Annotated in this window: 21 protein-coding genes; 13 read left to right on the top strand and 8 right to left on the bottom strand. The window is 57.2% G+C overall.

The window, feature by feature from the left end; all coding sequences use genetic code 11:
* Nucleotides 1-128 precede the first annotated feature (128 nt).
* Nucleotides 129-872 carry a phosphatase PAP2 family protein gene (locus ACA064_RS05900; RefSeq protein ID WP_497672544.1) on the top strand — a complete coding sequence of 248 codons (744 nt, stop codon included), beginning with the start codon at nt 129-131 and terminating at the stop codon, nt 870-872.
* A gap of 176 nt (nt 873-1,048) precedes the next feature.
* On the opposite strand, the gene groL is transcribed toward ACA064_RS05900, so the two are convergent.
* From groL to ACA064_RS05880, 4 genes are all read right to left on the bottom strand, one after another.
* Complete coding sequence (gene groL, locus ACA064_RS05895; protein ID WP_150643677.1) at nt 1,049-2,692, bottom strand: chaperonin GroEL; 1,644 nt, start codon at nt 2,690-2,692, stop codon at nt 1,049-1,051.
* 49 nt (nt 2,693-2,741) lie between these two features.
* On the bottom strand, nt 2,742-3,035 hold the full coding sequence (locus ACA064_RS05890) for a co-chaperone GroES (RefSeq protein ID WP_429545740.1): 294 nt from the start codon (nt 3,033-3,035) through the stop codon (nt 2,742-2,744).
* A gap of 255 nt (nt 3,036-3,290) precedes the next feature.
* A complete protein-coding gene (locus tag ACA064_RS05885; RefSeq protein WP_497672543.1) occupies nt 3,291-3,764 on the bottom strand; it encodes an FxsA family protein in 474 nt (157 codons plus the stop codon).
* A 66-nt stretch (nt 3,765-3,830) separates the two neighbouring features.
* Nucleotides 3,831-4,562: a HugZ family pyridoxamine 5'-phosphate oxidase gene (locus ACA064_RS05880; RefSeq protein WP_497672542.1), complete on the bottom strand. Its 732-nt coding sequence runs from the start codon at nt 4,560-4,562 to the stop codon at nt 3,831-3,833.
* Nucleotides 4,563-4,727: 165 nt separating this feature from the next.
* Between ACA064_RS05880 and ACA064_RS05875 the strand changes: the two genes are divergently transcribed.
* Nucleotides 4,728-5,486: an SDR family oxidoreductase gene (locus tag ACA064_RS05875; protein ID WP_497672541.1), complete on the top strand. Its 759-nt coding sequence runs from the start codon at nt 4,728-4,730 to the stop codon at nt 5,484-5,486.
* 100 nt (nt 5,487-5,586) lie between these two features.
* Here ACA064_RS05875 and apbC read toward each other — a convergent pair whose 3' ends face one another.
* The gene (gene apbC, locus ACA064_RS05870) at nt 5,587-6,681 is read right to left on the bottom strand and encodes an iron-sulfur cluster carrier protein ApbC (protein ID WP_150643673.1); all 1,095 of its coding nucleotides are present in this window, start codon (nt 6,679-6,681) and stop codon (nt 5,587-5,589) included.
* A gap of 291 nt (nt 6,682-6,972) precedes the next feature.
* On the opposite strand from apbC, the gene metG reads away from it, so the two are divergent.
* The 8 genes from metG to ACA064_RS05830 all read left to right on the top strand — a co-directional run bounded on the left by metG (nt 6,973) and on the right by ACA064_RS05830 (nt 13,861).
* Nucleotides 6,973-9,018: a methionine--tRNA ligase gene (gene metG, locus ACA064_RS05865; protein ID WP_497672540.1), complete on the top strand. Its 2,046-nt coding sequence runs from the start codon at nt 6,973-6,975 to the stop codon at nt 9,016-9,018.
* A 136-nt stretch (nt 9,019-9,154) separates the two neighbouring features.
* Nucleotides 9,155-9,742: an Rnf-Nqr domain containing protein gene (locus ACA064_RS05860; protein ID WP_497672539.1), complete on the top strand. Its 588-nt coding sequence runs from the start codon at nt 9,155-9,157 to the stop codon at nt 9,740-9,742.
* Nucleotides 9,739-10,743, top strand: a complete 1,005-nt coding sequence (gene rsxB / locus ACA064_RS05855; RefSeq protein WP_497672538.1) for an electron transport complex subunit RsxB — start codon at nt 9,739-9,741, stop codon at nt 10,741-10,743. The genes ACA064_RS05860 and rsxB overlap by 4 nt, the downstream gene beginning before the upstream one ends.
* Nucleotides 10,730-11,719, top strand: coding sequence for an RnfABCDGE type electron transport complex subunit D (locus ACA064_RS05850; RefSeq protein ID WP_497672537.1), 990 nt, complete (start codon nt 10,730-10,732; stop codon nt 11,717-11,719). The genes rsxB and ACA064_RS05850 overlap by 14 nt, the downstream gene beginning before the upstream one ends.
* The gene (locus ACA064_RS05845; RefSeq protein ID WP_497672536.1) at nt 11,716-12,327 is read left to right on the top strand and encodes an RnfABCDGE type electron transport complex subunit G; all 612 of its coding nucleotides are present in this window, start codon (nt 11,716-11,718) and stop codon (nt 12,325-12,327) included. The genes ACA064_RS05850 and ACA064_RS05845 overlap by 4 nt, the downstream gene beginning before the upstream one ends.
* A complete protein-coding gene (locus ACA064_RS05840; RefSeq protein ID WP_497672535.1) occupies nt 12,320-12,910 on the top strand; it encodes an Rnf-Nqr domain containing protein in 591 nt (196 codons plus the stop codon). The genes ACA064_RS05845 and ACA064_RS05840 overlap by 8 nt, the downstream gene beginning before the upstream one ends.
* Nucleotides 12,911-12,935: 25 nt before the next feature.
* Nucleotides 12,936-13,574: an endonuclease III gene (gene nth, locus ACA064_RS05835; RefSeq protein ID WP_497672534.1), complete on the top strand. Its 639-nt coding sequence runs from the start codon at nt 12,936-12,938 to the stop codon at nt 13,572-13,574.
* 107 nt (nt 13,575-13,681) lie between these two features.
* Nucleotides 13,682-13,861 carry a PA3496 family putative envelope integrity protein gene (locus ACA064_RS05830; RefSeq protein WP_497672533.1) on the top strand — a complete coding sequence of 60 codons (180 nt, stop codon included), beginning with the start codon at nt 13,682-13,684 and terminating at the stop codon, nt 13,859-13,861.
* A 257-nt stretch (nt 13,862-14,118) separates the two neighbouring features.
* On the opposite strand, the gene ACA064_RS05825 is transcribed toward ACA064_RS05830, so the two are convergent.
* Entirely contained in the window at nt 14,119-14,745 is a 627-nt protein-coding gene (locus ACA064_RS05825; RefSeq protein WP_497672532.1) for a response regulator, read from the bottom strand.
* 572 nt (nt 14,746-15,317) lie between these two features.
* Between ACA064_RS05825 and ACA064_RS05820 the strand changes: the two genes are divergently transcribed.
* Nucleotides 15,318-16,064 carry a hypothetical protein gene (locus ACA064_RS05820; RefSeq protein WP_497672531.1) on the top strand — a complete coding sequence of 249 codons (747 nt, stop codon included), beginning with the start codon at nt 15,318-15,320 and terminating at the stop codon, nt 16,062-16,064.
* Nucleotides 16,065-16,163: 99 nt separating this feature from the next.
* Here the strand turns inward: ACA064_RS05820 and ACA064_RS05815 are convergent, their stop codons facing one another.
* Together ACA064_RS05815 and ACA064_RS05810 are read right to left on the bottom strand one after the other, a co-directional pair.
* Nucleotides 16,164-17,381 carry an argininosuccinate synthase gene (locus ACA064_RS05815; protein ID WP_497672530.1) on the bottom strand — a complete coding sequence of 406 codons (1,218 nt, stop codon included), beginning with the start codon at nt 17,379-17,381 and terminating at the stop codon, nt 16,164-16,166.
* A gap of 128 nt (nt 17,382-17,509) precedes the next feature.
* The gene (locus ACA064_RS05810; protein WP_497672529.1) at nt 17,510-18,418 is read right to left on the bottom strand and encodes a flagellar protein MotY; all 909 of its coding nucleotides are present in this window, start codon (nt 18,416-18,418) and stop codon (nt 17,510-17,512) included.
* Between the two features lie 172 nt (nt 18,419-18,590).
* Here ACA064_RS05810 and pyrC point away from each other — a divergent pair, with 172 nt between their 5' ends.
* On the top strand, nt 18,591-19,637 hold the full coding sequence (pyrC, locus tag ACA064_RS05805) for a dihydroorotase (RefSeq protein ID WP_497672528.1): 1,047 nt from the start codon (nt 18,591-18,593) through the stop codon (nt 19,635-19,637).
* The gene (gene rnt, locus ACA064_RS05800; protein WP_150643661.1) at nt 19,634-20,311 is read left to right on the top strand and encodes a ribonuclease T; all 678 of its coding nucleotides are present in this window, start codon (nt 19,634-19,636) and stop codon (nt 20,309-20,311) included. Before pyrC ends, rnt begins: the two co-directional genes overlap by 4 nt.
* Nucleotides 20,312-20,355 lie beyond the last annotated feature (44 nt).

Raw genomic sequence — 20,355 nt, 5'->3', positions numbered from 1 at the left:
GACTGTCGGTAAGTCATTGAAACGACTTAACGAGTTTTTCACTATCGATTCACAACCTGACGACAGGGCCCGGTTCAGACTCCGCGCGCAGCCGCTTCCCGAGCACGTTTATCCAAGAAGGATTTTCCATGACCTCAACTGCTGCCCGTCCAGCCTCACGGCCGCTCGATTTCCGGGTATGTCTGGGTGTACCCGCCATTGCGGGAATCATCTTGCTCTTGCTGGAATTGACGTCTTGGGACATGGTCCTCGCGAAGCTGTTTTACAACCCTGTCACAGGCAGTTTCATCGGCAGGCACAGTTACTTTCTGGAGGACATCCTGCATGACCGAGCCAAGCAGGTGGTCATCGGCTTCTCGGTGTTGGCGATTATCGGCTTCATTGGCAGCTTTTTTCTGCCGCGACTCAAACCGCTCAAACGTGAGTTGGGCTGCCTGGTGCTGTCGCTGGCCCTGGCGACGTCTTTCGTCACCCCGCTCAAAGCCGTGACGGCGGTGCAATGCCCCTGGAGTCTGAAGGAGTTCGGTGGCAAGGAAACCTACAGCGAGTTGCTCAGCCCACGCCCGCAGACCGACAAACCCGGTCGTTGCTGGCCCGGAGGTCATGCGGCGACGGGGTTCACCTTATTTGCGCTGTTCTTTGTGTTACGTGACCGACGCCCGCGAATGGCGCGCAATGCGCTGATTTTCGCATTCAGCCTGGGCACGGTGTTTTCCATTGGCCGGATGATGCAGGGCGCGCACTTCTTTTCCCACAACGTCTGGACGGCGATTTTCTGTTGGTTGATATGCCTGGGGTCTTATTACTACGTCCTGTATCGGCCGGCCTCGAAGGCTGAACAAGCGGCTCAAGCAGAGCCTGTCGGCGCCTGACCTTTCAAGATCAAAAGATCGCAGCCTGCGGCAGCTCCTACGCCGATTGGGGTGTACGCCGCCCCTGTAGGAGCTGCCGCAGGCTGCGATCTTTTCGGGGCTGCACAAATCCCGGACATTAAAAAACCCCGCTGGCTTAACGCCAACGGGGTTTTTCAGTACAGGGTAAGGCTGGCTTACATCATGCCGCCCATGCCACCCATACCGCCCATGTCTGGCATGCCGCCGCCAGCTGGTTTGTCGTCTGGAGCATCAGCGATCATGGCTTCGGTGGTCAGCATCAGGCCACCAATGGACGCCGCAGCCTGCAGAGCAGAACGAGTCACTTTGGTAGGATCCAGGATACCCATTTCGATCATGTCGCCGTATTCGCCGCTGGCTGCGTTGTAACCGAAGTTACCCGAACCTTGCTTGACCTTGTCGACTACTACGCTTGGCTCGTCGCCGGAGTTGGCAACGATCTGACGCAGTGGCGATTCGATAGCGCGACGCAGTACAGCAATACCGACGTTCTGATCAGCGTTGTCGCCTTTCAGTTCGCTGATGGCTTGCAGAGCGCGAATCAGCGCTACGCCACCGCCAGGTACCACGCCTTCTTCAACGGCTGCACGAGTAGCGTGCAGGGCGTCTTCAACGCGGGCTTTCTTCTCTTTCATTTCAACTTCGGAACCAGCGCCAACCTTGATCACTGCAACGCCGCCGGACAGTTTGGCCAGACGCTCTTGCAGTTTTTCACGGTCGTAGTCGGACGAAGTGTCGGCCACTTGCTGACGGATCTGCAGAACGCGAGCCTGGATATCAGCCTCAACGCCGGCGCCGTCGATGACGGTGGTGTTTTCCTTGGTCACGGCTACGCGTTTGGCATTACCCAGGTGTTCCAGGGTAGCGCTTTCCAGGCTCAGACCGATCTCTTCGGAGATAACGGTACCGCCGGTCAGGACAGCGATGTCCTGCAGCATGGCCTTGCGACGGTCACCAAAGCCTGGAGCCTTGACGGCAACCACTTTGACGATACCGCGCATGTTGTTCACAACCAGAGTCGCCAGGGCTTCGCCTTCAACGTCTTCGCTCACGATCAGCAGTGGACGGCCGGCTTTGGCAACGGCTTCCAGTACTGGCAGCAGTTCACGGATGTTCGAGATTTTCTTGTCGACCAGCAGGATCAGCGGACCGTCGAGCTCGGCAGTCATGGTCTCTGGCTTGTTGACGAAGTACGGGGACAGGTAGCCACGGTCGAACTGCATGCCTTCAACAACCGACAGTTCGTTTTCCAGGCCCGAGCCTTCTTCAACGGTGATCACGCCTTCTTTACCGACTTTTTCCATGGCTTCAGCAATGATGTCGCCGATGGAGTTGTCGGAGTTGGCCGAGATAGTGCCGACCTGAGCGATGGCCTTGGTGTCAGCGCAAGGCTTGGACAGGGCTTTCAGCTCTTTGACAATGGCGATGGTCGCTTTGTCGATACCGCGCTTCAGGTCCATCGGGTTCATGCCGGCAGCGACGGCTTTCAGGCCTTCGTTGACGATCGATTGAGCCAGAACGGTAGCGGTGGTGGTGCCGTCGCCTGCGTCATCGTTGGCACGGGAGGCAACGTCTTTGACCAGCTGCGCGCCCATGTTTTCGAAACGATCTTTCAGCTCGATTTCTTTGGCAACGGACACGCCGTCCTTGGTGATGGTCGGAGCGCCGAAGCTCTTCTCGATGATCACGTTACGGCCTTTAGGGCCCAGGGTCGCTTTTACTGCATCAGCCAGGACGTTGACACCGGCGAGCATTTTCTTGCGGGCGGAGTCGCCGAATTTAACTTCTTTAGCAGCCATGATCGATATTCCTTAAATACTTTGTAGTAGCGGGAAAATGAGCGGGGAATCAGCCTTCGACAACAGCGAGAATCTCGTTCTCAGCCATGATCACCAGGTCTTCGCCGTCGACTTTCACAGTGTTGCTGCCGGAGTACGGGCCGAATACAACCTTGTCACCCACTTTCACGGCCAGCGCACGCACTTCACCGTTGTCCAGCACTTTGCCTGGGCCTACAGCGAGGACTTCACCCTGGTTTGGCTTTTCAGCAGCCGAACCTGGCAGAACGATACCGCCAGCGGTTTTCTTTTCTTCTTCGCTGCGACGGATTACGACGCGGTCATGCAGAGGACGAAGCTTCATTGTCGATCTCTCCTAATTGTGCTTTTCATCGGCCGGTGTATTCCCGGCGGGTTAACAAATCCGGCGTTGCCGGTTGCGGCTCGCAAAGCGAACCGCGGAAGTCTGTCTGGTGTTGCCACCAAAACCTTGCGGTGACCGTTACATAAGGGCGCATAAGCTTATTACAAGGGCTGATGAGCGAATTTTTTTACCTGGAGCCTGGGTCTGAAAAACAAACATGGCACCCGCAGGTGCCATGTCGAAGAGCAAAACGGGTTACGGGTCGCGATGCTCGAACTCACCTTCGATCACGTTCGGCTGGCGCCCAAGGGGCTGTTGCGGGGTCGGCCCGCCGCGAGCCTGCATATCCTCGGCAAAAGCACGCTGACGAATCGCCTGCTCCTCGGCACGTTTGCGCATCTTGTTGGCCAGCAACCGCCGAGTGATCGGCAGCAACATGATCAAACCAAACACGTCACTGATGAAACCCGGCAGGATCAACAGACCGCCACCCAGGGCCATCATCAGGCCTTCAAGCATTTGCTGGGCTGGCAACTCGCCACGATTCAGGCTTTCACGTGCCCGCAGGGCCGTGGCCAGGCCGGCGACGCGCAATACCAGCACACCGAGCATCGAGCCAAGAATAATCAGCAGCAAGGCCGGGAAAAAGCCGATGGCCGAGCTGACTTTGACAAACACAAACAGCTCTAGCACCGGAAACAGCAGAAAGAGCAACAAAAAAGCGCGCATCAAATGGTTCCTCAACGGAAGAATGCCTTCCAAGTACACATTAGATGACGTCGCTGTTTCGTGAATTCAAGCGTCAGCAGCTGCATTTTTTGGCCAATGCTCGGCGTGAGCCAGAAAAACCAAGGCTTCGCGCACTTGTGTCGGCGTATTACAAGGCTCCTGAAAGGGCAGCCAGTACAACCCCTGTCCGATACGCAAGTGCATGCCTTCGGTGTCAATTCCGGCCAACTGCGCCGGTACGGTGTTCGGTAAACCGGCCAATTCGACGTAATGGGCAATGGCCTTGGCGTGGTCGTTGTTCATGTGTTCGACCATGCTCGCTTCCGCCTTGCCGGCAAACGGGTTGGCCAAGGTGACTTGATCGATCCAGTGAATCGCGCCGAAACCACCGATGTAGCGATGACGGACTGGCTTGAGCACCCAAAAGTCGAAGTCATGGGCCTTGTGATAGCTCTGCGAATCGGGGAAGTAGCGGTAATAACGCTCGGCGGCGGCTTCGATCGCCTCGGGATCACTGAGCTTTTCAGCCTCGGCCAGATAGGTCAGGCGCCCGACAGCTTGCACATCCTCAGCCTCACGCTCGCCTACCAACAGTGAGCATTTGGCGTCCTTGAGCAAATTGTGGGTGTGCTGGGCGATCCGGCTAATCAGGATCAGCGGCCGCCCCTGCTGGTCCAGGCAATAAGGAACCACTGAGCCAAAAGGAAAACCGGGCATCGCCCTGGAATGCGTCGACAACATCCCACGGTATTCCTTGAGTAACAATTCTCGGGCATTCTTAGTGGCTTCAACGCTCAATTTATGACTCCTTATATAGTATCCGTCGAAAAAACGGACTGGCAGCTGGTGAAAGTCTCCAGTGACGCCATCGAGGCAGTTCTCATATGCAGCCAAGCCATATCAGGCACGCAGGAGAGGCTATATAAAAGGGAACCACTTTGATCTGCTATCGGGGGCATGCGAATGGAACTCACTGACAAAGTAATCATTATCACCGGCGGTTGCCAGGGATTAGGCCGCTCCATGGCGGAGTATTTCGCCGCCAAGGGCGCGAAGCTGGCTCTGGTCGACCTGAATCAGGAAAAGCTCGATCTGGCCGTGGCAGCCTGCCAGGCTGCTGGCGTCGAAGCTCGTGCTTATCTGTGCAACGTCGCCAATGAAGAACAAGTGAGCTACATGGTCGCTCAGGTCGCCGAAGATTTCGGGGCGATTCACGGCTTGATCAACAATGCCGGAATCCTGCGCGATGGCCTGTTGATCAAGGTCAAGGACGGTGAAATGAGCAAAATGAGCCTGGCCCAATGGCAGTTAGTGATCGACGTCAACCTGACCGGCGTATTCCTCTGCACCCGCGAGGTGGCAGCGAAGATGATTGAGCTGAACAATCACGGCGCAATCATCAATATCTCGTCGATTTCCCGTGCCGGTAACGTTGGCCAGACCAACTACTCCGCGGCCAAGGCCGGGGTCGCCGCAGCCACCGTGACCTGGGCCAAGGAACTGGCGCGCTACGGGATTCGCGTAGCGGGCATCGCGCCGGGCTTTATCGAAACCGAGATGACTCTGAGCATGAAGCCTGAAGCCCTGGAGAAAATAACTTCGGGCATTCCGCTCAAGCGCATGGGCAAGCCTGAAGAGATCGCTCACTCGGCGGCCTATATCTTTGAGAACGACTATTACACCGGCCGGATCCTGGCACTGGATGGCGGATTGCGCATTTAAAGCGCATTTAAAAGGCATTTAAAGCAAGATCAAAAGATCGCAGCCTTCGGCAGCTCCTACGCGCCTGTGGGCGCTGCGATCTTTTAGGGGGCGTCGCGAATCAATCGTCGCTGATGGTGATATTCGGCATCGCCGGCGCTGCAGCTTCCTGCAACACGATCCGCGCGCCGACGTGACGGGCCAGTTCCTGGTAAACCATGGCAATCTGGCTGTCAGGTTCGGCGATCACCGTTGGCTTGCCACCGTCGGCCTGCTCGCGAATCACTATCGACAGCGGCAGCGAGGCCAATAGTTCGACACCATATTGGGTGGCCAGCTTCTCGCCACCGCCTTCGCCAAACAGATGCTCGGCGTGCCCGCAATTGGAGCAGATATGCACAGCCATGTTTTCCACGACACCCAGCACCGGAATGTTGACCTTGCGGAACATTTCCACGCCCTTGCGCGCATCCAGCAGTGCCAGATCCTGTGGCGTGGTGACAATCACCGCACCGGCCACCGGGACCTTCTGCGCCAGGGTCAGCTGGATGTCACCGGTGCCTGGCGGCATGTCGATCACCAGATAATCCAGATCGCCCCAGGCCGTCTGTGTCACCAGCTGCAACAGCGCGCCCGAGACCATCGGGCCGCGCCAGACCATCGGCGTGTTGTCGTCGGTCAAGAAAGCCATGGACATGACCTCGACGCCGTGGGACTCGATCGGCACGAACCATTTCTGGTCCTTGATTTTCGGGCGGGTGCCTTCCGGGATACCGAACATGATGCCCTGACTCGGACCGTAGATGTCCGCGTCGAGAATCCCGACTTTGGCGCCTTCACGAGCCAGCGCCAGCGCCAGGTTGGCGGCGGTGGTGGATTTACCCACGCCACCCTTGCCGGAGGCCACTGCCACCACGTTTTTTACATTGGCCAGCCCCGGTATCTGCGCCTGAGCCTTGTGCGCGGCGATTACGCTGGTGATCTCGACTCTGGCCGTCGTCACCCCGTCCAGACCCTCGATGGCCATTTGCAGCATCTGCGCCCAGCCGCTCTTGAACAACCCGGCGGCATAGCCCAGTTCCAGCGCAACGCTGACGCGATCACCCTGGATATCGATGGCGCGGACACAACCGGCGCTGACCGGATCCTGGTTCAGATAAGGGTCGGTGTATTGGCGAAGGACGGCTTCCACCGCTGCGCGATTGACGGCGCTCATGGGCAACTCCGATAGCAAGGCTTTAGAAAATCAGGGGGTATCCTACCTGTTCTGATGGGTGGACGGCATGCCCAAAGATCGCAACCTGCCACAACCCCCCCGTAGGAGCTGTCGAGCGCAGCGAGGCTGCGATCTTGTGTAGGAGCTTGTAGGAGCTGTCGAGCGGAGCGAGGCTGCGATCTTTTATGGGAACCACCAGTCTGATCATCAGAGGAAACAGCCTCAAGGGTGAAAAATATGCGCCAGCGCTTTATAGTGCTCGACCTCCGTTTCATCAAGTAGCCGAGCCCCATGTCCGAGCCACGCAAGATCCTCGTCACCAGCGCCCTGCCCTATGCCAATGGTTCAATCCACCTTGGCCATATGCTTGAGTACATCCAGACCGATATGTGGGTGCGCTTCCAGAAGCATCGCGGCAATCAATGCATTTATGTCTGCGCGGACGACGCTCACGGTTCGGCGATCATGTTGCGCGCGGAAAAGGAAGGCATCACCCCGGAACAACTGATCGCCAACGTCCAGGCTGAACACAGCGCCGATTTTGCCGAGTTCCTGGTGGACTTCGATAACTTCCACTCGACTCACTCCGAAGAAAACCGCGAGCTGTCGAGCCTGATCTACCTGAAGCTGCGCGACGCCGGGCACATCGCCACGCGCTCGATCACTCAGTATTTCGACCCGGAAAAGAAAATGTTCCTGGCCGACCGCTTCATCAAGGGCACCTGCCCGAAATGCGGCACCGAAGACCAGTACGGCGACAACTGCGAGAAGTGCGGCGCGACCTACGCGCCAACCGACCTGAAAGATCCGAAGTCGGCGATTTCCGGCGCCACGCCGGTCCTGAAAGACTCGCAGCACTTCTTCTTCAAGCTGCCGGACTTCCAGGAAATGCTGCAGAGCTGGACCCGCAGCGGCACCCTGCAAGAGGCCGTGGCCAACAAGATTGCCGAATGGCTGGACGCCGGCCTGCAACAGTGGGACATCTCCCGCGATGCGCCGTACTTCGGTTTCGAGATTCCCGGTGAGCCGGGCAAGTATTTCTACGTGTGGCTGGACGCGCCGATCGGCTATATGGCCAGCTTCAAGAACCTCTGTGCCCGTCGTCCGGAGCTGGACTTCGATGCGTTCTGGGCCAAGGATTCCAGCGCCGAGCTGTACCACTTCATCGGCAAGGACATCGTCAACTTCCACGCACTGTTCTGGCCGGCGATGCTCGAAGGTGCGGGCTACCGCACGCCCACCGGCATCAACGTGCACGGCTACCTGACGGTCAACGGGCAGAAGATGTCCAAGTCCCGCGGCACCTTCATCAAGGCCCGGACCTACCTCGATCATCTGTCACCGGAATACCTGCGCTACTACTATGCAGCCAAGCTTGGGCGTGGTGTCGATGATCTGGACCTGAACCTCGAAGACTTCGTGCAGAAGGTCAACTCGGATCTGGTCGGCAAAGTCGTCAACATCGCCAGCCGTTGCGCCGGCTTCATTCATAAAGGCAACGCCGGCGTGCTGGTGGCCGACAACGCAGCGCCGGAACTGACCGAAGCCTTCCTCGCGGCGGCGCCGAGCATCGCCGAAGCCTACGAGGCCCGCGACTTTGCCCGCGCCATGCGCGAAATCATGGGCCTGGCCGACCGCGCCAACGCCTGGATCGCCGACAAGGCTCCCTGGTCGCTGAACAAGCAAGAAGGCAAGCAGGACGAAGTTCAGGCGATCTGCGCCCTGGGCATCAACCTGTTCCGCCAACTGGTGATCTTCCTCAAGCCGGTGTTGCCATTGCTGGCCGCTGATGCCGAGGCGTTCCTGAACGTCGCGCCATTGACCTGGAGCGATCACCAAACCCTGCTCAGCAACCATCAGCTGAACGAGTTCAAACCCTTGATGACCCGGATCGACCCGATAAAAGTGCAAGCCATGACCGACGCCTCGAAAGAAGACCTGACCGCCAGCCAGACTGACACCGGCGCGGCCCAAGGCAACGGCGAACTGCTCAAGGATCCACTGTCTGCCGAGATCGAGTTCGATACCTTTGCCGCCGTCGACTTGCGCGTTGCCTTGATCCTCAAGGCCGAAGCCGTGGAAGGTGCAGACAAACTGCTGCGCCTGACCCTGGATATTGGTGACGAGCAGCGCAACGTGTTCTCCGGCATCAAGAGCGCCTACCCGAACCCGGCCGAGCTGGAAGGTCGTCTGACCATGATGATCGCCAACCTCAAGCCACGCAAAATGCGCTTCGGGATCTCCGAAGGCATGGTGATGGCGGCAGGTCCCGGCGGTGAAGAGATCTACCTGCTGAGCCCGGACAGCGGTGCCAAGCCAGGTCAGCGGATCAAGTAAGCGACACTGCTCGATCAATCCCACCGCCACGTTGTTTTGTGGCGGTGGGATTTTCATATCTGGCCCACCCTCCGTCCTTGCCGGATAATGCCTAATCTGTAGGCAGACAGACCTGCTCGCACAACCCGGCACGATCATGACCGACCTGCTTCTCACGCTTCTCAGCGCTGCCCTGATCAATAATTTCGTATTGCACTGGCCGCTGGGCGTCGATCCACTGCTACAGGCTACTGGCGAACCGGGGGCCGAGCGTCGGCAGGTGCATGCCCTGGGTATTGCTACAACCTGTTTGATGCTGATCAGTTGCGTACTGAGCTATGGGCTCTACCACTACTTGCTGGCCCCCTTGGCTCTGACCTCGCTGGGTTTGTTCATCTTTGTGCCTCTGAGCGTCGTGTTGATCAAGCCGATACTGAGCCTGCTTTCACACTGGCTTCCACAGCTGTCGTTCAGCGGCCTGTGGCCCCTGCTGCTGGGCAACGCCGGCGTCCTCGGCCTGGCCCTGCTCAGCACCCGGGACGACAAGGGGCTGGGCTATACCGCTGCGTTGAGCCTCGGCGCGGGCCTGGGTTTCTGGTTGGTATTGAGCCTGTTCAGCGATTTGCGTCAACGCACCTCCAACAATGATGTACCCCTGCCCTTTCGCGGCTTGCCGATCGAACTGATCAGCGCCGGGCTTATGGCAGTGGCATTTCTCGGTTTCAGCGGGCTGATCAAAACATGAGTCTGATTCAACGCATCGACGCCCTGTTGCCGCAGACCCAATGCGGTAAGTGTGGCCACCCCGGATGCAAACCCTATGCTGAAGGCATTGCCAGCGGCGAGGCGATCAACAAGTGCCCTCCCGGCGGCAAGGAGACCATTTCGGCGCTGGCCGAACTGCTGAAAGTACCAGTGCTGGAACTGGACGCGGAACGTGGCCCGGCGCCGGCGCAAATCGCCTTTATTCGTGAAGCGGAATGCATCGGCTGCACCAAATGTATCCAGGCCTGCCCGGTGGATGCGATTGTCGGCGCGGCCAAATTGATGCATACGGTGATCATCGACGAATGCACTGGCTGCGACCTGTGCGTGGCGCCCTGCCCAGTGGATTGCATCGAAATGCATCCGTTGCCACTGGCCAGCGTGCTGCCGATAGTCGGCGGGCTGGCATTCAGCCTTGAGGAACAGCGCGCCCGCAACGAAAAGCGCAATCACGCGCGGCAGCGTTTCGAACAACGCAATGCTCGTCTGCAGCGCGAAGAACAGCAAAAGCAGGCCGAGCGCCTGGCGCGGGCCCAGCGTCCAATGCAGCACAACGAAGCGCCCGTCAATCCCGTTCAAGCCGCCATCGAGCGAGTCCAGGCGCAGAAAGCCGCCGCTGCCGATGCCGCCTTGAAAAAGGCCAAAATCGATCTGGCGATGAGCCGCGCACAACTGAACAAGTCGCTGAAAGCCTTTGGGCATCCACCGACCTTCGAACAGCAAACACAGCTGATCACTCTGCAGCAACAATTCGAGCTGGCCGAACAAGCATTGGCACAGCTTGAAAGCAATACAGCGCCCGCGCCACAGCCGGTTCTGCTCAAGGATGCCGAGCTTAAACGGGCGAAAATCCAACTGGCGATGCGCCGCGCCGAACTGAAAAAAGCCCAAAGCAGCGAAGCCCCCAGCGAGCAGATTGCGGCTCTGGGCCAGGCGTTGGCTGAAGCCGAGCGCCAGGTAGATGCCTATGACGCCTCTTGAAACGGTCGACGAGCGTCTTCAGCAGGCAATGAAGCTGGTGCTGCTGGCAACCCTGCCGGGCATCTTCGTTTTACTTTGGTTGTATGGCTGGGGCGTGCTGATCAACCTGCTGCTGGCCGGCTGCACAGCCCTGGCCGTCGAGGCCGCCGTCCTCAGCTTGCGCAAGCGCCCGCTGAAACCCGCCCTGAGCGATGGCAGCGCCTTGGTCAGCGCGACATTGCTGGCTCTGGCGTTACCGCCCTACTGCCCCTGGTGGTTGACCCTGAGCGCAACCGCGTTCGCGCTGTTTTTTGGCAAACATCTGTATGGCGGAGTCGGCAAAAACCCGTTCAATCCGGCGATGCTGGGCTATGCGCTGGTCCTGGTGTCGTTTCCACAGCAAATGACTCATTGGCCGGCGTCCCATGGCATGGATCTACTTGGCGGCTTGCAGCAGATTTTCGGCTTCAGTACCCAGCCTGCGGATGCCTGGGTTCAGGCCACGGCGCTGGACAGCTTGCGGATCAATAAGAGCCTGACCATGGATGAACTGTTCGCCGGCAATGCCGCGTTCGGTCACTGGGGTGGCAAAGGCGTCGAGTGGGTCAATCTGGCGTTCCTCGCCGGTGGCGCATTTTTGCTGCAACGCCGGGTATTCAGCTGGCATGCGCCGGTCGGTATGCTGGCCAGCCTGTTTATTATCAGCCTGCTTTGCTGGAACGGCTCAGGCTCCGACTCCCACGGCTCGCCCCTGTTTCACTTGCTGACGGGCGCGAGCATGCTCGGTGCATTCTTCATCGTCACCGAACCAGTCTCGGGCGCCAAAAACCCAAAGACCAGGTTGCTGTTCGGCGCGGGCGTTGGTCTGCTGACCTATCTCATTCGTACTTGGGGAGGATATCCAGACGGCATTGCGTTCGCCGTGCTGTTGATGAACCTCGCAGTGCCCGCGCTGGAGCGCCTCTTCGCCGCGCAACCAGAGCCATCTGTGCCATGAACCGAAACGTCGGTGTATTGATCCTGGTAGTGCTGGCGGGTCTGGGGGGGACCGCGACCTTTCTCGCGCAGCAGATTGCCGCGCCGCACATCGCGGCAGAACGACGTACGATAGAAAATCGTAACCTGCTGCAAATGCTGCCCCCAGGCAGCTACGATAATCAGCCACTGGATCAGCCGCTGTCGATTCACAACGTGCCGCTTGGCAGCAGCACACTGCTTGGCGGCTATCTGGTGACTCAATCCGCTGAACCCAGCGCGGTCATCCTGCGCAGCCAGACAGTGGGCTATGCCGGCCCCATCGAGCTGTTGATCGGAATCGGAGCCAACGGCAAGCTGCTGGGTGTGAAAGCCCTCAAGCAAACAGAAACCCCAGGGCTGGGAGGCAACATCGCCGTGACCCCTAACCCTTGGCTACAGGGCTTTGTCGGGAAATCGCGCAATGAGCCAGCCGACTCGGGCTGGGCTCTGAAAAAGGATAATGGCCAGTTCGATCAAATGGCCGGCGCCACGATCACCTCAAGGTCGGTGATAAGCGCCATTCATGATGCGCTGCGTTATTTCGACGAGCATCAGGCGCAACTCACAGGAAAGCCTGCTCATGACTGAGTCCTCGACATTGCGCAATTCGCTGATGCTCGCGCCACTGATTGGCGTCACTGACAGCCTGGTCAAGGCCATCGGTTTGTGGCTGATGTTCGTTCTGATCATCACGCTCCATGGCATGGCCATGAAAGCGGTTCGCCGCTGGCTCGGCCCGAACTTGCGTCTGGCGGCCAGTATCCTGCTGGCCACCACTGTTGTCAGTTGTGCAGGGGTGGCGTTGCAGGTCTGGTCTTTGCAGCTGTATCAAAGCCTGGGAATCTACCTGGGGCTGATCGCGCTCCAATGCGTACTGCTCGAACTCGGCGGTTTTATCGAACACAGCCCAATGTCTGAGCGTTTGCGACTGTCTGCCCTGTTCGGTGCGCTGTTGCTTGCACTGGGTACTTTGCGTGAGGCCTTCGGTAAGGGCTCCCTGGGCAGCCACCTGGAATGGCTGGCCGGATCCATCGACACTCACTGGCAGCTCTGGCTATGGGCACAAGACACAGGGCCGCGCCTGCTCACGCTCGCGCCGGGCGGCTTTATTCTGCTTGGACTGTTGATCGCCGCAAAACAGGCCTGCGCCGCTGTCTCAAAACCACACTGACCGCCTTCAAGGAAACGCTTTACCCATGAATGCCGCAAAACGTCTGGAAATATTCCGCCGGCTTCACGAAGACAATCCGGAACCGAAAACCGAACTGGCCTATTCCTCGCCGTTTGAACTGTTGATAGCCGTGATCCTCTCGGCCCAGTCCACCGACGTCGGCGTCAATAAGGCCACCGCGAAACTGTTCCCGGTCGCCAATACTCCCGAAGCGATCTATGCCCTGGGTATCGAAGGCTTGTCGGAATACATCAAGACTATCGGCCTGTTCAACAGCAAGGCCAAAAACGTGATCGAAACCTGCCGGCTCCTCGTGGAACGACATGGCAGCCAGGTCCCGCAAACGCGAGAAGAGCTGGAAGCGCTTCCCGGAGTCGGTAGAAAAACCGCAAATGTGGTGCTTAATACTGCCTTCCGCCAGCTCACCATGGCCGTCGACACCCATATTTTCAGGGTCAGCAACCGTACGGGCCTGGCGCCAGGGAAAAATGTCGTCGAGGTAGAAAAAAAACTGATGAAGTTCGTACCCAGGGAGTACCTGCTCGACTCCCACCACTGGCTCATCCTCCATGGCCGCTATGTATGCCTGGCCCGCAAGCCACGCTGCGGCAGCTGCCGGATTGAAGACCTGTGCGAATACAAGCACAAGACCTCTGACGATTGAGGGACTATTAACTTTATTAATAAGCCGATTGAAAAAATCTTTTTTACCCGACACCGGTTTATCGATATAAGGAGCGCCAATGGCAGTCAAAGCCTGGAGTTAACCTTATGAGCACTGGCAAACAGCAACTGGACGTAGAAGACGACTTCACCGCCGTTGAAGCAGATGATGCCGAGCCCGTGGTGGAGGTGGCGAAGACCAACCTGAGCAAACGCCGGACCATTGACAACCTTCTGGAAGAGCGGCGCCTGCAAAAACAACTGGCCGATTACGACTTTGACCTTTAGCACCTGAAAGCCTCCCGAAACGGAGGCTTTTTTGTTGGTTATCCAGCACCTTGACCAGCAATCATTTGTTTCGCCACAGGCGGCCTGAGGGCCGACGACGCAGTGACCGGCACATCAAACAGACGATGTTGGGTGGACAATCAGCGAAAGCATCGTTTGTGAGTGCTCAAGGAGGCACGGACAAACCGGTTTTGGGCAGAACGGAAAGTGCTGTCACCCGCCGCCGCAACATTTTTACCCTTCTTGGTATTCGAAATTCAAACCAACCCATTGCGTTGCGCAAGCTCGATCAGGTCAACCAATGATCGAGCATTGAGTTTTAACAGCAAGCGGGTCTTGTAGGTACTCACGGTTTTATTGCTGAGGAACATTCCATCAGCGATTTCCTTGTTGGTCTTTCCTCGTGCGAGCTGCTGTAACACCATCATTTCCCGACCAGACAGACGATCCACCATGTCTGCTTCGCTGGCATTGCCCAAACTCGAGCGCACGGTATGCAACGCCTGATTGGGGAAATAACTGTAACCGGAGAGTACCGCCTTGATCGCACTCAGCAACTCGGTGAGGTCTTGTTGCTTGCACACATAGCCCGCGGCACCGGCCTGCATACAGCGCATGGAAAAATGCCCGGGTGCCTGCGAGGTCAACACCAGTACCTTCAAAGGCATAGGGTTTGAAGTGAGACGCGCGATGACTTCCAACCCATCCAGTTTTGGAATCCCGATATCCAGAATAATAATATCCGGCATATGCTCACGGGCCAGTTGCAACGCATCCACGCCATTCCCCGTCTCCGCAATGACTTCATAGCCATGACGCTCCATCAGCATACGTACAGCAAGACGGATGACGGGATGATCATCCACGATCAGCACTTTATTCATGGGCAGTCCAATTTTCGCTGTTCGAATTTTTAGAGTCAGCACAATAGCCTAGTCATTTCCCCCTTGGCATCGGCCCCCACCCGCTCATCAGCACCCAGAGACCTTCCCTACAGATAACGCGGATTAGGCCTACAAAAAAACACTATAAAAGGATGTGTCTTCAAGCTTAATCGACTTGCCAGTCACCCCTGACCAACGTCCTTTCCCCCTGATCCTCCCTGTGAAAGATACCCTGAACCCTGCACCCGCATTACCGTTGTTGTTTTACAGAATAATTATTACAGAAACTTACCCCTGCAATGCTCTAGCGAGAAGAAATGAAGAGATACATTTGAGCTATATCGCTGAAATTGATAGCAGAGGTTACATGCCTAAACAGACCCCATCCTAAAAAATCCCGGCGCTTGTTATTTGAGTCTAGAATCCTTAAAAGCATCCACATTACTCACCAACTTTTTCGTCCACCAATAACAACTGGTAACTCACACTCAATCCTCCACAAGGTCGATAACATACTGACCCACTCATTGATAATCCAGGAAATAAAAAGCACTACGTCAAGGTGAAAGCCAATGAATAGACAAAGCAAAATAACCAACCCAATGACCATCATCGCCATCTTCGCCGCCGTAACAGAAGCCTCCGCAGCCGTATCGCTTCCGTTCCTCGACGACGGTGATCGGGATATATACCTCTGGTTTCTGATCAGCTTTCCGTTCTGCCTGATAGTTCTTTTCTTTATCACGCTGAACTTCAATTACAAAGCGCTGTACTCGCCTTCTGACTTCGGTAAAGGAAAGCACTTCCTGCGGCTCATCAACGAAACCGTTCGCCTGAAAGGAGCCAGATCTTCACCCTCTCCCCCTGAGCATTTTGCGCAAGACAATGACCGCTCCCCCCGAAAAAAGGACCCTATTCCAAAGGGAAAGCTGCATAAATGCCAGCCGCAGAGCTTTATTCAGCTACCGCCGATGCGCCACGCCTCATCAGACAACGCACAAGCTCCACCGATTCTCATTAGTCTGCTTGCAAGGCAAGGCGTTCAGCAAAGCTTCCAACTGCATCACAAACTGCACGGTTTGCATATCATCGACATCCGACGAATCGAGACAAAGAAAGGTTTTGAATTCTTGCTCAGCGAAATGGCCCAGGCACTCAGTAACCCGCCAGACGCTCCCGACCTTATTGTTTTTCTTGCCAACCAGAAATCGACCAGGCTGATAAACCAGAGCGAACTCGACAAACTGAGTCCTGGCAAATTAAAACGATCTTATATGGTCTACAACTTGAGCACTCTAACCCTGACCAGAGCCTCATAAAACTGCTTTGCACCAACACCGATCAGGCCTGACACCGAACATGCAAAAAAAATGGCCCTGCTTTTATGCAGGGCCATTTCTTGAATCGCACTCAAACAATCAGAACAATTTCCGACCTTTGTTTGCGGCAATACGCATGCGCAACGCGTTGAGTTTGATGAAGCCAGCCGCATCCGCTTGATTATAAGCGCCGCCATCTTCTTCAAAAGTCGCAATGTTTGCGTCGAACAATGACTCATCGGACTTGCGGCCGGTGACAATGATATTGCCTTTGTACAATTTCAGACGAACCACGCCATTTACGTGGGCCTGAGAAGCATCGATCATCTGTTGCAGCATCAGACGCTCAGGGCTCCACCAGTAGCCGGTATAGATCAGGCTGGCGTATTTAGGCATCAACTCGTCTTTGAGGTGAGCCACTTCGCGGTCCAGAGTGATCGACTCGATCGCACGGTGACCACGCAGCATGATGGTGCCGCCTGGGGTCTCGTAGCAGCCGCGAGACTTCATGCCGACGTAACGGTTCTCGACGATATCCAGTCGACCGATGCCGTTTTCACCGCCAATGCGGTTCAGCGTCGCCAGGACTGTGGCCGGAGTCATTTCAACGCCGTCCAGAGCAACGATATCGCCATTGCGATAGGTCAGCTCAAGATAGGTTGCGACGTCCGGTGCGTCCTCCGGCGACTTGGTCCAACGCCACATGTCTTCTTCGTGCTCGGTCCAGGTGTCTTCCAGCACGCCGCCTTCATAGGAGATGTGCAGCAGGTTGGCATCCATCGAGTACGGGGATTTCTTCTTGCCGTGGCGCTCGATCGGGATGTTGTGCTTTTCAGCGTAATCCATCAGCTTTTCACGGGACAGCAGATCCCATTCACGCCACGGAGCAATCACCTTGACCCCAGGCTTCAACGCATAAGCGCCCAGTTCAAAACGAACCTGGTCGTTGCCTTTACCGGTTGCGCCATGGGAAATGGCATCGGCACCGGTTTCGTTGGCGATTTCGATCAAACGCTTGGCGATCAACGGACGAGCGATGGAGGTACCCAGCAGGTACTCACCTTCGTAAACGGTGTTGGCGCGGAACATCGGGAACACGAAATCGCGGACGAATTCTTCGCGCAAATCGTCGATGTAGATCTCTTTGACGCCCATGGCTTGTGCCTTGGCGCGTGCAGGTTCGACTTCTTCGCCCTGACCCAGGTCAGCAGTGAAGGTCACCACTTCACAGTTATAAGTATCCTGCAGCCACTTGAGGATCACCGAAGTGTCCAGGCCGCCGGAATATGCCAGAACGACCTTGTTTACGTCCGCCATGCCATCACTCCACGGGGTTTTCGGAAAGCCGTCAAGTCTACCGTTCTAACAGGATAATTTACAGAGGCGCGACAGCTTATGACGACGAAGCGACAGATTATGTCGAGTGCGCGACCACTACAGCCGTTTCAGGAAGTCGCGGCGGTATTACTCGCGGAACTGACCTGAGGTGCCGGCTTTTCGCTGGGCGTCACACGCTCAAGATGAACATTGACCCGGCGGTTCTTCGCCCGATTGGCGGAGTTGGTATTGGGTGCCAAAGGGTAGCGTTCGCCATGGAAACGCAAGGTGATTTGCGCCTCGGGGACGCCATTGGCCTTGAAGAAGTCCATGACCGCCAGGGCTCTGCGTCGCGATAGATCGCGATTGGTCAGGCGGTTGCCGCCGTTGTCCGAGTGCCCGTCGAGCTCAATGTGATTGACCGTCGGATCAGCCTTGAGGAATTCCAGCACGTTCTGCAACCTGGCCTTGGCCTGCGCATCCAGCTCGATCCCGCCGCCAGGAAACCCGACCTGGGCCTGCTTCACTTGCTCGAAGTTCATCGGTAACAGCTTGGCGGTGCAGGCTTGATAGTCACCATAGGCCTTACTGAATTTGACTGGCAACAAACGGACCTCAGAAACGCCGCCATCACGGGAATAATGACGTACCAAGGGGCTACGACCGTCCAGCAAACCACTGAACAGTCGGCCGGCCTGAGTCTGGGAACTGTTGAAGAGCACATCACCGCTGCCGACTTGCACTGCCCCCAGGTTAATATCACCACGCCCCGGCTGCCAGGGCGCAGCCGCCGCCAACAGGGTGGCCGAGCCGCCGCCGAGCGAGTTGTTAAAAGCCTTCAATCGAAAAATCGCCTGCTCACCAGCGCGCCGCACGAACTCCCCCGAGCCGAAGTCGGTGATAGGCTGGGTCAGGCGGCACTCGAACTTGTCGCCTTCGACTGTCCACACGATGCTCTCCAGACGTGTCTGGTAAGTCAGAGCCATCGCGGGCAGGCTGGCAAACACACTGAGCAAGGCTAAATAACGCTGGCGCACGGGGGGCTCCACTGGCTTCTACACAAAAGACCGACACACAGGTTTACGGCCTATCACTTGTTTACTGCACACCTACGGGATATCGGAAGCTTGCTGCAAAACTTGATAGCGAGTGCCTGAGAGAGTCTTTTCCGGTAGCATTCCCCTCAGTTTGACCCGCCTGGAATTCCCAATGTCCGACCGCCTGACCCTGCTGCGTCCCGACGACTGGCATATACATCTTCGCGATGGTGCTGTGCTGCCCAATACTGTCGCCGATGTTGCGCGCACCTTTGGCCGCGCCATCATCATGCCCAACCTGGTACCACCGGTGCGTAATGCCGCTGAAGCCGACGCCTACCGTCAGCGCATCCTCGCTGTACGTCCGGCCGGCAGCCATTTCGAACCACTGATGGTGCTCTACCTGACCGATCGCACTACCGCTGCAGAGATCCGCGAGGCCAAGGCCAGTGGTTTCGTGCATGCCGCCAAGCTCTATCCGGCCGGCGCGACCACCAACTCGGACTCCGGTGTCACCAGCATCGACAAGATCTTTCCGGCACTGGCAGCCATGGCCGAAGTCGGCTTGCCCTTGCTGATCCACGGGGAAGTCACCCGTGGCGATGTCGATGTCTTCGACCGTGAAAAGCTGTTTATCGACGAACACCTGCGCCGGGTCGTGGAACACTTCCCGACACTCAAGGTAGTGTTCGAACACATCACCACTCGTGAAGCCGTGCAGTTCGTCAATGAGGCCCCGGCCAACGTTGGCGCGACCATCACCGCTCATCACCTGTTGTACAACCGCAATCACATGCTGGTTGGGGGGATTCGTCCGCACTTCTATTGCTTGCCGATCCTCAAACGCAATATTCACCAGGAAGCGCTGCTCGACGCCGCCACCAGCGGCAGCGAGAAGTTTTTCCTTGGCACCGATTCGGCCCCGCACGCCCAACACGCCAAAGAAGCGGCTTGTGGTTGTGCCGGTTGCTACACCGCTTATGCAGCGATCGAGATGTACGCCGAAGCCTTCGAACAGCGCAATGCGCTGGATAAGCTCGAAGGCTTCGCCAGTTTGCACGGCCCGCGTTTCTACGGTCTGCCGGTAAACACCGATCGCATTACCCTGGTTCGAGAAGAATGGACCGCCCCTACCAGCCTGCCCTTCGGCGAGCTGTCTGTAATCCCGCTGCGCGCCGGTGAAAAACTGCGCTGGCGTTTGCTGGAGAAACACTCGTGAGTGAAGACCATTTCGACGACGAACAAGACGGCCAAAACGGTGGTGGCGGTTCGCGCCATCCGATGGCAGCCAGGTTTCGTGGTTACCTGCCGGTAGTCGTCGATGTTGAAACCGGTGGTTTCAACTGTGCCACCGATGCCTTGCTGGAAATTGCCGCCGTCACCATCGGCATGGACGAAAAAGGCTTTGTGTACCCTGAACACACCTATTTCTTCCGGGTCGAGCCTTTCGAAGGCGCGAACATCGAAGCCGCGGCCCTGGAGTTCACCGGGATCAAGCTCGATCATCCACTGCGCATGGCGGTCAGCGAAGAGACAGCCCTGACCGATATCTTCCGTGGCGTACGCAAGGCCCTGAAGGCCAATGGCTGCAAACGCGCGATTCTGGTGGGGCATAACAGCAGCTTCGACCTGGGCTTCCTCAATGCCGCTGTCGCGCGCCTGGACATGAAACGCAACCCGTTTCACCCGTTCTCGAGCTTCGACACTGCCACCCTGGCTGGCCTGGCTTACGGTCAAACCGTGCTGGCCAAGGCTTGCCAGACTGCCGATATCGATTTCGACGGCCGTGAGGCCCACTCGGCGCGCTACGACACCGAGAAGACGGCCGAGCTGTTCTGCGGCATCGTCAATCGCTGGAAACAAATGGGTGGTTGGGAAGACTTTCACGACTGATCAGTTCGTCTGATCCAATCGCGCCCATAAAAAAACCCGGCCTC

It is taken from the genome of Pseudomonas sp. LBUM1658 (assembly GCF_059716055.1).
This window is presented reverse-complemented; position numbering and strand designations above follow the sequence as displayed.